Annotated in this window: 14 protein-coding genes and 1 riboswitch; all 14 genes read left to right on the forward strand. The window is 42.4% G+C overall.

The features are described 5' to 3' along the window. The first annotated feature begins 204 nt into the window (after positions 1-204). The 14 genes from VB077_RS09235 (at position 205) to VB077_RS09300 (ending at position 13,140) form a co-directional block, all read left to right on the forward strand. Positions 205-510, forward strand: coding sequence for a metalloregulator ArsR/SmtB family transcription factor (locus tag VB077_RS09235; RefSeq protein ID WP_323415127.1), 306 nt, complete (start codon positions 205-207; stop codon positions 508-510). A 44-nt stretch (positions 511-554) separates the two neighbouring features. Next, entirely contained in the window at positions 555-1,748 is a 1,194-nt protein-coding gene (locus VB077_RS09240) for an MFS transporter (RefSeq protein WP_323415128.1), read from the forward strand. Positions 1,749-1,773: 25 nt separating this feature from the next. Further along, positions 1,774-2,157, forward strand: a complete 384-nt coding sequence (locus tag VB077_RS09245) for a hypothetical protein (RefSeq protein WP_323414936.1) — start codon at positions 1,774-1,776, stop codon at positions 2,155-2,157. Beyond that, positions 2,154-2,450: a ferredoxin family protein gene (locus tag VB077_RS09250; RefSeq protein ID WP_323414937.1), complete on the forward strand. Its 297-nt coding sequence runs from the start codon at positions 2,154-2,156 to the stop codon at positions 2,448-2,450. Before VB077_RS09245 ends, VB077_RS09250 begins: the two co-directional genes overlap by 4 nt. After that, on the forward strand, positions 2,443-3,300 hold the full coding sequence (locus VB077_RS09255; RefSeq protein ID WP_323414938.1) for a putative zinc-binding protein: 858 nt from the start codon (positions 2,443-2,445) through the stop codon (positions 3,298-3,300). Before VB077_RS09250 ends, VB077_RS09255 begins: the two co-directional genes overlap by 8 nt. Before the next feature lie 37 nt (positions 3,301-3,337). Next, the gene (locus VB077_RS09260; RefSeq protein WP_323414939.1) at positions 3,338-3,757 is read left to right on the forward strand and encodes a putative zinc-binding protein; all 420 of its coding nucleotides are present in this window, start codon (positions 3,338-3,340) and stop codon (positions 3,755-3,757) included. After that, entirely contained in the window at positions 3,750-4,214 is a 465-nt protein-coding gene (locus tag VB077_RS09265) for a putative zinc-binding protein (protein ID WP_323414940.1), read from the forward strand. The genes VB077_RS09260 and VB077_RS09265 overlap by 8 nt, the downstream gene beginning before the upstream one ends. Before the next feature lie 296 nt (positions 4,215-4,510). Continuing rightward, the gene (gene phnD, locus VB077_RS09270; RefSeq protein WP_323414941.1) at positions 4,511-5,467 is read left to right on the forward strand and encodes a phosphate/phosphite/phosphonate ABC transporter substrate-binding protein; all 957 of its coding nucleotides are present in this window, start codon (positions 4,511-4,513) and stop codon (positions 5,465-5,467) included. 9 nt (positions 5,468-5,476) lie between these two features. After that, entirely contained in the window at positions 5,477-6,931 is a 1,455-nt protein-coding gene (locus VB077_RS09275; protein WP_323414942.1) for an ATP-binding protein, read from the forward strand. 17 nt (positions 6,932-6,948) lie between these two features. Then, the gene (locus VB077_RS09280; protein WP_323414943.1) at positions 6,949-7,605 is read left to right on the forward strand and encodes a response regulator transcription factor; all 657 of its coding nucleotides are present in this window, start codon (positions 6,949-6,951) and stop codon (positions 7,603-7,605) included. A 151-nt stretch (positions 7,606-7,756) separates the two neighbouring features. Next, a riboswitch (molybdenum cofactor riboswitch) is annotated at positions 7,757-7,863 on the forward strand. 12 nt (positions 7,864-7,875) lie between these two features. Beyond that, positions 7,876-8,472, forward strand: coding sequence for a 4Fe-4S dicluster domain-containing protein (locus VB077_RS09285; RefSeq protein WP_323414944.1), 597 nt, complete (start codon positions 7,876-7,878; stop codon positions 8,470-8,472). Continuing rightward, positions 8,472-9,509, forward strand: a complete 1,038-nt coding sequence (nrfD, locus tag VB077_RS09290) for an NrfD/PsrC family molybdoenzyme membrane anchor subunit (RefSeq protein ID WP_323414945.1) — start codon at positions 8,472-8,474, stop codon at positions 9,507-9,509. The genes VB077_RS09285 and nrfD overlap by 1 nt, the downstream gene beginning before the upstream one ends. Next, positions 9,509-12,313, forward strand: a complete 2,805-nt coding sequence (locus VB077_RS09295; protein ID WP_323414946.1) for a molybdopterin-dependent oxidoreductase — start codon at positions 9,509-9,511, stop codon at positions 12,311-12,313. The genes nrfD and VB077_RS09295 overlap by 1 nt, the downstream gene beginning before the upstream one ends. 155 nt (positions 12,314-12,468) lie before the next feature. Continuing rightward, on the forward strand, positions 12,469-13,140 hold the full coding sequence (locus VB077_RS09300; protein ID WP_323414947.1) for a molecular chaperone TorD family protein: 672 nt from the start codon (positions 12,469-12,471) through the stop codon (positions 13,138-13,140). Positions 13,141-13,284 lie beyond the last annotated feature (144 nt).

Below are 13,284 nucleotides of genomic sequence, written 5' to 3' on the forward strand. Positions count from 1 at the left end.
TAAACTCGAAGTGCAACTAAGCTTTCTTTAATTAATCAGTTTAGAGAGGACAATAAAAAACCGAGGCCGCAGCCTCGGTTTTTCGTGTTATTCTGACTTTTCGAAAAGGGATTGACATGTCTAAAAAATGGAGTACAATTATTTTAGCATATTAGATTTATCTAATATGCTAAAATAATTAAATGAGGTGGAAAAATGGCAACGATGGGTAATCAACTCATATCCAATGTGTTTAAAGCTTTAGCTCATCCGACGAGGATTCAAATCGTGAAGTTGTTAAGGAATGGAGAACTGTGTGTTTGTGATATTCTCCCCAATCTTGATTCCGAGCAATCGAATACGTCTCAACATCTTGCAGTCTTAAAAAATCAGGGGATTGTCGAAAGCAGAAAAGATGGATCAAAGGTGATCTACTCACTTAAAAATGAGGAGGTGTGTGCAATGATTGATTTGGCCGAAGCGATTATACTTCGTCAAATCGAAGAGACAAAAGCCTCATTACTTAAATAAAGAGGGAACCTAAATACGAGGAACGAGTGGTTTAAGTGAGGGAGATGGGGTTTGTGGATAAGAAAAAGATGATTTTAATCCTAGGGCTAGCGGGGTTTGTGACAATGGCTGATAATTGGGTAGTTTCGCCGATTCTTCCGTCTATTGCTCAAAACATGAATGTGGATGTTGCGTCAGCCTCAATTGTTATTACTGCCTATATGCTTCCTTTTGGTCTGTTTCAGTTGCTCTACGGTTATTTAGCAGAGCGTCTGGGTAAGCGCCAGGTTATAACCTTTTCGATTTCTATGTTTACTATTGCTACTGCCCTTTGCGCATTTGCATTTTCCATTCCTGATCTGGCAGTATACAGGGCGCTTACAGGAATGTTTGCAGCGGCAGTCATGCCGGTTTCTCTTGCACTTATTGGTGATGTTTTTCCAATGGAAGAAAGACAGTCAGCGATTGGTTCTTTTATGGGGATATCATTTCTGGGTCAAGGTTTGAGTATGGCTATTGGTGGCTCGATAGCTTATTTTCTGAACTGGAGAGGTGTATTTGGCGTTTACGCAGGGCTAGCGGTTCTATCTTCCTTACTGCTCTTTACTATTGGAAGAAAGATACCCTCAACAAAGAATAAGGAAAGTAAAGCTTTAATGCCGTACATCAGTTTATTAAGAAATCCTTCCAGTCTTATCATCTATACTTTAGTCATCTTTGAAGGCTTTTTCCTGTTAGGTTCCTTTTCTTTTCTCGGGGGCTTTATAAAAAAGACCTTTGATCTGAATAACTTCATGATCGGCATGGTCATGACTGCATTTGGGATTATGGCACTTCTTGCAGGTCGAAAATCAGGAGCGATAGCTGCAAAGATTGGCCGTAAACAAACGGCTGTTACTGGCTTAAGCTTAGCATTCATCGCGGACCTTTTACTGGTGACGATGGGAAGTTTCCTACCGGTTGTCGTGGTTGCGATCGGACTCATGGGATGTGGCTTTATGTTGGCCCATTCGACTTTTCTCACAATTGCTACCGAATTTGCGGCTAAGGCCCGAGGTATAGCGATGTCACTCGTTGCTTTCTGCTTTATGGGGGGTGGCGGAATTGGTACAGCTATCGGCGGGAAAATTGTTGCCGTATCCAGTTTTGATAGGTTATTTCAGGTCTACGGTCTTGGACTTATGCTCGTAACGATCAGCACAGTGCTTGTGAAGAGGAGCTTTGGTGTAAGTGCCCAGCTACAAAGAAAGATGGATTAGGAATTAGAAAGGAAGGAATTGGGTTATGGAAGAAAAAGAATTATTCGGTTTCATCATGTGCGTTTGCACGGGAAAGTGTCCGGGTTTTCAAGCGATGGATATTTGGGATTTTATCAATCAGGTTAGGGTTGAGTTGCCGGTAGAATATGGCATTATCCATCCCCAGCTCTGTGAAGAGGATGGGGATAGATATCTTGCCGACTTTTTAAAAGCACACCGAAAAGTAATAATAGGCGCTTGTGCACCGAACATGCAGAAAAAGATGTTTAAGCAAGCATTTAAAGATGCCGGATTGGATGTTGAGAAGGATGCAGTGATGCTTGATATACGTGACATGACGAATGAAAAGGCTTTTAACGTGGTGAAAAAAGCACTTCAAAAATTAGGATTTGAGGGGGATGAAGAATGACGAGTGAAGCAACATTTATGGGTGTTCCAAGAAACAAGATCGATTGGAGTCCAAGAATTGATTATGATAAGTGCAATAACTGTTTAGAATGTACGAAATTTTGTCCACATCAAGTGTTTGAAGTCAATGAAGATGCGGATAGAAAATTTGTTGTAAAAAACCCGAATAACTGTGTAGTTTTTTGTCGCGCGTGCAGTAAAACTTGTGGACTTGATGCCATTACTTTCCCTAAAAAAAATGAAACAACTGCTTATATAAAATTAATTAGAAAGGAAGCGGGAGGGAATGAGTAAATCCTATGCAATACTTCCTTGCAATGGATTAGACAAATGTGCAGGAAGCATTACTAAAGAAGTGGCTTTATTGCTTTCAGAATTAACGAATAGTGATATTATTTGTCCGACGCTCTATCATGTTATTGATGCAAGATTTAATATGCTGGCACAGGAAAAACCTTTGCTCGTCATTGATGGCTGTGCAACACGTTGCGCGAGTAAGCTGGCTGCGGAAAAGAATTTGAAAATTGCAGAGAAGATAAATATTACCGAAGAAGCCAAAAGCCAAGGAATAGTGCTCTCTAAGGGGTTGCGCTTAAATGAAGATGAATTTAATTTGGTTGCTGAAATTATTAACAAGCTAACAAAGGAACAGGTTAACGATTCTTGTGAAGGTGATACTTTATTCTTTCCGGAAAATCTAACCTATGAGGTTTATAAAAAAGATAAATTTGTTTTCCGTGTTCCAAAAGATAGTGGCTTTTATTTCAACGAAAATGATGTCTGGGCTTACATTATAGGCAATAAAGCTAGAATTGGAGTGACAGACTTTATACAAAAAAGTCTGTCAGATATTATGTTCTTTGATTCACCTTCAGTGGGAACTGAAATTGAGCAGTTTGATGAATTGGGCAATATTGAATCAACTAAAGCAGTATTTGAAATTGTATCCCCGGTAAGCGGAACTATCACTGCCATTAACGAGAAGCTACAGGAGGCCCCGGAACTAATCAATCAAGATCCGTATGAACGGGGATGGATTGCGGAAATGGAGTTATCTGACTTTGAAAATGATAAGGACTTGCTCCATGATTTCGCAGGTTACTTCCCAATACTAAAAAGAAAGATTGATGAATTTCACGTCTAAGAGTAGCAAAATTGAAAAATAAGGTGGCTGATTTTTAATGACAAAGGAGAACTTGGTTTTTCTTGTTCCTTGTAGTGGAATGGGAAAAGTTCACGGCTTAATTGGAAGGGAAGCGGTGTTTAAGGTTGTTACCGAATTAAGACCCAAAGCGACAGAACTTGCTTGTTTAGCAGAAATCGTTACTCAAGATGAAGAAATTCAAGAACGAATGAACGGTAGAAAGGCCATTACTGTTGATGGGTGCCCACAAATGTGTGCGGAAAAGAATGTTCGTTTGGTTGGGGGCCAGATTTATGCATCATTAAGGGTAGTAGATGCTTTTCGTAACCATCGGGGTGTACAGGCCGGTTCCGCTACCCAGTTAACCGATGGGGGTCTCTTAATAGCAGATGACCTGGCAGAAACGATTGCGGCAAAAGTGGATGAGGCTTTGCAAGGGGGGAATCAAGGTGCTTGAGGTTAAGAAAGTCGGTATTATTTCGTGCAGTGGCGAAGAATTTGCCGGAGGGTGCCTTTCCCGGATTGCTTCGCGAAGAGTGCTGGAAAGCTCTCGACCCGGTCGTACAGTCACAATTTGTTTGCCTCTTTTTCTGGCCGGAGGGGAAGAGGAAAGATATTTTACCCAGAATTTCCCGACGATAACGATTGATGGCTGCGAAAAACGTTGTGCCTTTCGGGCTACAGAAAGATTAAGTGGTAAAGTAACGAAGGCGATGACTGTTTCGGAGATGTTAGGGCAAGATGTTGCAATAGATGCCCCATTTTCACAACGACAATTAAACTCCGAACGTGAAAAGCAAATTGAGAAAGTGAGAATTGCCTTGACCGAAGCAGTCGACGAAATCATTGGCAAGACGTCTGAAGAAGATGTAATAACACCGCTCAACCCCCCGCCTGGAATGCGTCTTTTATAGTTTCTATGCTAAGACGAACGGGGAAAAGGCTGTGAAAAGTGAAATGAAAGCCTTGCCGCAAGATGAAAGTAACAATGCGGCGAGCTAAAAAGAACAGGATGATACGCCCGAATCTCATAGCAAATTATGGGGTTCGGGCTCTTTTCTACACTGAGATAATTGGAGCTATATTTAGTATCCCATCATTTCAAATAGTTAAGCCCTAAAAAGCATGATATACTTATCGGGAGAGTTTTCAAGAGGAAGAATCATTCTCAAGATTTTATGAAGCCTATTGTAGAAAGAAGGTTGGTCCGGTGAATAAGCGCGGGTCAGGTTTCTACTTTGAGTTCGTTTTCATCATGATTTTTTCTATGCTGATTCTTTCCGGTTGTCAAGGAACGGCAAATTTACCGCAAGTGAGTATTAAGCCGTCCGATCATTCCCAAACGAATCCACAGCCGCTTGAGAATAAAGATGTCTTGAAAGTGGGAATATCCTCCGTCCTCTCGCCGAGAGAGACGGTCGAAAATTATCAACCGTTTGCGGATTATCTCCAAAAGAAGATTGGACGTCCGGTCCAATTGGTGCAGCGTCAAACGTATCAAGAAATTAATGAGTTAGTCAAGAACCAACAGGTAGACGTTGCCTTTATCTGTTCCGGTGCTTATGTCGTTGGGAAAAAGGATAATCTGGAGTTGCTCGCCGTTCCGGAAGTAAACGGTAAATCGACCTATCAATCGTATATTATCGTCAATGCCAATAGCTCCTTCCGGCAATTTTCGGATTTAAAAGGTAAGGTTTTCGGCTTTACGGATCCGATCTCTTTTTCCGGAACTATTGCTCCGACCTATATGGTTACACAGCTTAAAACAACTCCCAAGGATTTTTTTGGCCGTGTCGTTTATACCTACAGTCATGATAATTCGATTAAGGCCGTGTTAGATAATGTTGTAAACGCAGCAGGGGTGGATTCCTTAGTCTATCAGTATGCCGTGACTAAGGACCCAACGCTCGCCGGTAAATTGAGGATTATCGGTCAATCGCCGGAAGTTGGAAGCCCACCGGTTGTCGTGAATCATAATATTGACCCTAATCTTAAAACAGCCTTACAGGAAGCATTACTTCAGATGGATAGCGACCCACTCGGTCAGCAAGCTTTAAAAGCACTGATTTATGATCGGTTCGTTCTCCCCAACCCGAAGGCGTATGAGCCGGTTGAAACTATGGTTAATGCTATTCTAGCTCTTGCCCAGCAGGAGTCGAAAGGATAATTAATTTTTATGAAACAGCGGATTGTTCGGCCGGTTATTCAATTTCTTACCAAAGTTAAAATTCAGTATAAAATTCTTGGTTTAGTGGTTGGGGTTGTGGCACTTTTAACCAGTATGATGGTTTGGCAAATGGGAAACGTTTTAACGACGAATCTGCGGGATCAGCTCGATAAACGGGCTGTTTCGATCGGGAGTGATGTGGCTGCCCGAGCGACCAACGATTTGCTTATTAATAATACCTATTCGGTGTATGAGATGATCAAAGAAACGGTAAAGAACAATCAGGATGCTCTCTATATTTTTATTGTCGATCCCCAGGGAAATGTCTTAGCCCATACCTTTGGGGATGCTTTCCCGGCAGAACTTTTGAAGGCTAACCCAGTCGATTCGAAAGAAAAATATCACCTAACCGCTTTTCGGACGGAAGTCGGGGTCGTACGGGATGTTGCGGTTCCGATTCTGAATGGAAAATTAGGGACGGCCCGGGTGGGTATGGGTGAGCAAGGACTGCGCAAAGCCGTCTTATCGATGGTTTGGAGTTTCTTGGCCATTGCCTTATTTGTATCGGCAGTAGGTATTATTGCAGCGGTTATCTTGACCCGGGTTTTAACCCATCCGATCCGTGATCTGGTTTCTCTTACGCAAAAGGTTGCTCAAGGGGATTTAAAGGTTCAGGGAATCGTACATTCGGAGGATGAAATTGGTGTTTTGACCAAAGCCTTTAATCAAATGACTACAAGCTTAAGTGAAAACGACCTAGAACGTGAGGAACTTCTTCTACAGCTCCGAGAAAAGGAAGAAATGCGATTGCAGCTGCTTGAAAAATTAATTACAGCACAGGAGGAAGAACGGAAACGGATTTCGCGTGAACTTCATGACGAAACAAGCCAAGCCTTGACCTCTTTAATGGTCAACCTAAAGGTTCTGGAGTCAGAGGCATCCTTCTGTAATGTTGGAGATCGACTTCGGGAAATGAGGCAGCTGGTGTCTGAGACTCTGGATGAAGTGCATCATTTAGCCCGCGATTTGCGTCCCAGTGTTTTGGATGATCTGGGTTTGGTTCCAGCTCTTGAGCGTTATGTCCGCGAATATGGGCAAACCTATGGAATTGAAGCCGATTTTCATAACATGGGATTTGATGGTCAACGGGTTTCGGCGCCTGCCGAAGTCGCCCTTTACCGAATTATTCAGGAAGCCTTGACTAATGTTGCTAAATATGCAAATGCTCAAACGGTTTCTGTTCTTTTAGATTGGAGAAAAGATTGGGTTTCAGCCATTGTTGAAGACGATGGAAGAGGATTTGACCCCGAAAAGGTGATTACCGGTCCCAGTCATGGTTTAGGCCTTTTTGGGATGCAGGAGCGAGCGACCTTGCTTGGAGGAACTTTTCGGATCGAATCACAGCCAAGCAAGGGAACAACAATTTTTATTAAGGTGCCCGCCAAGTCGGACTTCGAAGTTTGAGAAAGAAGGACCTTAAATTGGAAAAGAAATTACGAATTCTTTTAGCAGATGATCACGCGGTTTTGAGGGCGGGGCTCAAGTTGTTATTAAACGCGGAAACAGATATTGAAGTCGTCGGTGAGGCTTCTGATGGAGAAGAGGCGATTACACAAGTAAATATTCTTCGACCCGATTTGCTCCTTCTTGATTTGACGATGCCAAAGTTAAATGGAGTGGATTGCATTGAAGAGCTCATGAAAATCCATCCAAATCTTAAAATCTTGGTGCTCACGATGCATGATGATGAAGAATACCTTAAAGCTGTTCTTAGGGTAGGGGCAAAAGGGTATGTCCTAAAAAAGGCTGCTGATGTTGAGCTTCTTTCGGCTATTCGCACTGTGGCTCGTGGAGAAATGTTTATTTATCCATCTATGGCAGCGGAATTAGTTTATCGTCAGTTGGTTAGCCCTGCTGATACGGAAAGAAAAGAAAAGAATGTCAAACTTCTAAGTGACCGTGAAAGAGACGTCCTTCGCTATCTCGCATTAGGTCATACGAATCATGAAATTGCGGACATGCTGCATGTTAGTATTAAGACTGTGGAAACGTATAAGGGTCGGTTGATGGAAAAACTTGAAATGAGAAAACGAGCGGACCTTGTGAGATATGCTTTGGATCATGGGATAATTGAGTAAACACTAAGAAATGTTTCGCAAAAAGAGAACTATCTGTCGGGAAAAACCCTGACAGGTAGTTCTCTTTTTTATAGGGAGTACAAGAACTATTTTTAGGAGTTTCCCTTCTACAAGGATTGCCTATAAGGGGCTAAGATTTTATTAAGTGAAAGAGTTCACCTGCCTTCGAGTCCATTTTTTATGAATTGGACCGATAGGGTGTGGAAAGAAACCTCTGTGCCCGCCCATATTTGGCGAAGGTGGCAACAAAATTTAAAAGGAGTTGAGAAAATGGGAAAACGGTATGCAATGGTGATTGATCTACGCAAATGCGTGGGTTGTCACGCTTGCCAAGTGGCTTGTAAAAGTGAAAACAATGTCCCGCTTGGTGTCTTCCGTAACTGGGTTGATGAGCTTGAGACCGGAAAATTCCCCAATGTCTCCCGCCATCGTTTGCCCAGGCTCTGTAACCACTGTGAGAACCCATCGTGTGTGAAGGTTTGTCCGGTAAAAGCCACAACGCAAAAAGAAGATGGAACGGTGGTCATTGATTACAGTCGTTGTATTGGATGCAAATACTGTATCGTGGCCTGCCCTTATGATGCAAGGTTTATCAATCCTGAGAGAAAAACGGCTGAAAAATGTGACTACTGCCATGCACGGGTAGAAGCCGGACTGCTCCCAGCCTGTGTTAATACGTGCATCGGGGGAGCTCGTGTTTTTGGTGACTTAAATGACCCAACGAGTGAGGTTGCCAAATTAGTGGCTACCCAGCCGGTTAAAGTTTTAAAACCAGAAACAAACAACGGTCCCCAGACTTATTATATTGGGGCTGACGAAAAGATTCTTCGTCAAAATTATATTGAAATAGTGGGAGGTAATAAATAATGCCTACTATTCATTTATTTCAGACTGCCCATGAGATGCCTTGGGGCTTACTCATCGCGATGTACCTTTTCTATACCGGAATTAGTGCCGGTGCGGTATTAGTAACGAGTTTAGGACCCATCTTTGGGGTAAAGGAGCTGAAGAAGACGGCTCAAGTCGGTGCTATCATTGGATTGTCCTTACTCATCATTGCTCCGTTACACTTGATCTTTGACCTAGAGCAGCCTCTACGCTTTATTAGCCTTTTGTTTAATTTCCATGCTACCTCGCCCATGTCCTACGGAGTCTTTATTCTCCTTCTTTATGGAATTGCGTTACTCCTTTATCTTTTAAACTTGAAACAAGAGAATGAAAAGAACATCAAAACCTTTGGCATGGCTTCTTTCGTATTAGCTTTAGGCTTAGAAGCATATACCGGTTTTCTCATTGGAAATGTTCAGGCTCATGCCCTCTGGAATACCGCGTTAATGCCTGTAATCTTTCTTTTCTCGGCTCTCGCTTCAGGAACAGCTATGGTTCTTCTCGTTCTGAATTTCTATGAAAAAATGTCCGGAAGTTCTTTAGCGAATGAACGACAAGCCTTAGCCCAATTTTTCAAGTGGTTTATCCTAGCTGATCTTTTGCTGATGGTCATCCTTGTTATTGTTCTTCTTAACGGAAATGATGCTCAATATGCCAATGGATACTATCTTCTCCACCAAGAGGGTTTTACATTTATTGGGCTAGAAAACGGGATTGGTTTATTCTTACCTTTTGTTCTTCTCTCTCTTGGTCCTTCAAAAAGATCCTTTGTCAATCTTTCAGCTATTTTAGTCGTTTTGAGTGCTTTAATTATGAGAATTACGTTTGTCATCGGAGGTCAAACGCTCCCTATGACAGGCAATTCGCTGATGGAGTACCCCCTTAGGTCCAGCCACATCATTATTACGATTGTTTTAGCCGCTGTTGGATTTGGAGTCATCGGTATCCTGGTTAAATCCCTATCCTCGAAGCCCCAATCAACCATCTCGAATACCAAGAAAGGGGTTGTTTCTTAATGAATGTTACACGCCGTAAGTTCTTACAGGGAGCTACTGCCTTAGGTGCCTCCTTAGCGGTTGCCCCATTGGCCTTTGCAAATTCGGATTCAGATATTCCCAGCTGGAAACAAGGTTCCCCCATAAGTGATACGTTAGATACGGATCCTAGTGTTCAATTTGTTTATTCTACGTGTCTAGGTTGTCGCAGCGACTGTAGTCTTCGCGGTAAAGTTAAGGATGGTGTCGTAATTAAACTTGATGGAAATCCGTATAGCCAGATGACTACAGATAGTCCCCTGTCTTATTCTACTGATCCCCAAGAGGCTCGCAAGGTTGCAGGTAAACTTTGCCCTAGGGGCCAAGCAGGGTTACAACTCTTATATGATCCTTTACGAGTTCAACAACCCCTTAAGAGAGTTGGAAAACGTGGAGAAAATAAATGGCAGGCCATTAGTTGGGAGCAGGTCTACAAAGAGATCATTGAGGGTGGAGACCTTTTTGGTGAGGGGAACGTTGAAGGGTTAAAAGCGGTTCGCGATTTGGAAACCCCCATTGACCCAGCAGCTCCTGAACTCGGACCGAAGGCGAACCAATTTATTTTCTTAGCAGGTCGGATTGAAAATGCACGGGCGGATTTTTCTAAGCGATTTGTCAATAATGGCCTTGGTTCCATTAACTGGTTTGATCATACAACAGCATGTGAACAGAGTCATCATATTTCTTCCGCTCAAACCTTTGCTGGGAAGAATAATTTAAAACCCGATTTTGAAAATGCAAAACTTATCTTAAACTTTGGTGCTAACTATGGTGAAGCAAATTTTCCGATGAATGGATTAAGTCGTAAGTTAGCTAATTTCCGTACAAAAGGTGGAAGACTGATTACTGTTGATCCTCGATTCTCTGTCTCAGCATCACAATCAGATGTTTGGGTTCCAATTCTTCCCGGTTCAGATGCAGCCCTGGCGATGGGAATCGTTCAATGGATCATAGATAATAAGCGCTATAACAAATCCTTTTTGGAAGTACCTTCAAAAGATGTAGCAGCCAAAAAGGGTGAAAGTAGTTGGTCTGACGCAACCTATCTTATTCGTCTTGACAATGGCAAGTTCTTACGTGGGGATGAGTCTGGTCTCGGTGGGACGAAAGACGATTTTGTCGTATTGGTCGGTGGAACTCCAACCCTCGCAGGTAAGGCAGATGTTGGAGACCTTTTAGGTGAAGTGACTGTAAACAGTATTGCTTGCAAAACCGCCTTTCAGAGACTCAGCGAACGTGCAAAAGAAAAAACACTGGATGAATATGCTAAAATCAGTGGTATTTCGAAAGAGCTTCTTATTCAAGTTGCTGATGAATTTAGTTCTTATGGCAAATTAGCCGTAGCCGATTATTATCGTGGACCGGTTCAACACACCAATGGCTTCCAAAATGGTCGAACAATCTGCGTCCTAAATCTTCTCATGGGGAATATTGACCATAAAGGCGGATATCAGGTCGGCGGAAGCAACGTAAGTTACGCTGGAGACAAGGGACCTTACGCAATCTTTAAACTTAACCCGGGTGCGGTGAGCCCAAAAGGTGTTCGAATCTCCCGTGAACAGGCTAAGTATGAAGATAGCACAGAATTCAAGACTAAAGGTTACCCGGCTAAACGTCCTTGGTTCCCACTAACTAGCAATGTTTACCAAGAAGTAGTTGCAGGTATAGCTGATGGTTATCCCTATCCTTGCAAGATTCTCTGGTTGCATATGGGCACTCCGGCCTATTCTGTACCCGCAATTAAAGAAAGTGTAATTGCCACACTAAAAGATACAAAAAAAGTACCACTTTTCATTTCAACCGATATTGTAATTGCCGATACGACAATGTATGCGGACTATATTTTACCTGATGTTACGTATATGGAACAGTGGTGTGTAACAGGAGCTGCTCCGACAATCCTTGGTACATCGACTTCTGTACGTCGACCTATGACCAAAGTTTTACCCAATACAAAATCCGTTGAAAATATGATGATTGATATTGCAAAGATGATGGGTCTTCCGAACTTCGGCGATAATGGTTTTGGTCCCGGAATGTCGCTTAATAAAGAAGAAGATTGGTATCTAAAACTCGTTGCGAATCTTGCCAACCAATATGGTAAGATTCCGGGGGCAACGGAAGAAGAAAAAGTAAAATATATCCTAGATCGTGGGGGTATTTTTGATCCGAGTGGAACCCATGACGGTCAATTGATGAAAAATAAAATTGCAAATCTATGCAACCTTTATTCCGAGAAAGTCGCAACAACGAAAGATTCCATGACGGGGAATAACTTCGATGGACTGCCACTGTATCAGCCGATCATGAATGCAAAAGATCAGGAAGTTAAAGATGATGGATATTCCTTTATTACGACGACCTATAAAACGGCCTTCCATACTCAAAGCCGTACTGTAAGCGCACCTTGGCTCATGGAAATTCTACCGGAAAACTTCATTGAAATGAATGATGAAGAGGGAGCTAAACTTGGGCTGAAGAATGGAGATACGGTAAAAGTTAGTGGACCCACAAATAAAGACGGAGTTGTTGGAAAGGTACTCCTTCGCCCGGGAATTCGCCCCGGTGTCGTCAGTGCTTGTGTAGGATTCGGTCACTGGCATTATGGCGCTGCAGATACGATCATTGATGGAAAAACGGTAACCGGCGATAAGACTCGTGGTAAAGGAGTTAATATTAACTACGCGATGCGTCTTGATGATTCCATCGGTAACGTCTGTCTCGAAGATAAAATCGGTGGGAGCTGTTCCTTCTATGACTCACGTGTAAGGGTTGAAAAGGTTTAATTTAATACCCTAAAAATAAGAAACTCATAATTTGCCGGGCTTAAGCAAAAAAGGTTGATGGTGCAGAGAAAACTCTGCACCATCGTTGCACCTGATTAAAAAGGGTAATATCTCTGCTACTGGGGAAAATACTAATATAAGGGAGGGTTTCTAGTATGGATCAGCAAAGTGTTGAGCAAATATCTTCGCTAGATATTAAAGAAGCGGAGACTTCCCGTGCGGTCCTCTATAATCTCTTCGCCACTCTTCTGGCTCGAAAGATAGATGATACTTGGTTAAATCCTCATTTTCAAAAGCAACTTCAGTTCGGACTTCCTGAATCTAAAGGAAAAGCAGAGCTTTTAAGCGCTCTAGAAAAGGCTCAAAACGATTTGGGCTATTATCAGGAGCTTCAACTTGATTATGACCGATTGTTTCACATACCTGGACCGAATTTAACCTTCCCGTATGAATCATGCTACACCCATCGGAATATCGACGGAACATTCGGCCGCCTTTGGCAGGAGCCTGCTCAGGATATGCAACGAATTCTTAAGGAGTGGGAGATTGAATTCGCTGAGGGCTGGGATTTAATTCCGGATCATATAGCCGTTGAACTATTCTTTATGGCTGAGCTCTGTCATAGACGTGCGAACTCTAAAGTGCTGAATGAAGACGAAGCTATTAAGAATTGGCAGATTAACTTTTTTCATGAGCATTTAAAGTCTTGGATTTTTGAGTTCCTTGATCGTCTGGAAGAGAAAGCTGAAACGGCTTTTTATCGGGGGGGAGCGAAACTTCTGCGCGAGTTTCTGACAGAGGAAAAGACAGATATGAATTATCAATGAATATTTTTTTCATAGAAACGTGTAAATTGATGCGTAATCGATCAGAATGTACGGCGGAGAGTAAATCTTCGCTTTTTCTTTTTGGGATAGGCCGGAAGATCTGAGTAAACTATTGCCTTGTTCATATTGATATTCTTCGATATC

Source organism: Desulfitobacterium sp. (assembly GCF_034927245.1).
GTDB lineage: Bacteria > Bacillota > Desulfitobacteriia > Desulfitobacteriales > Desulfitobacteriaceae > Desulfitobacterium_A.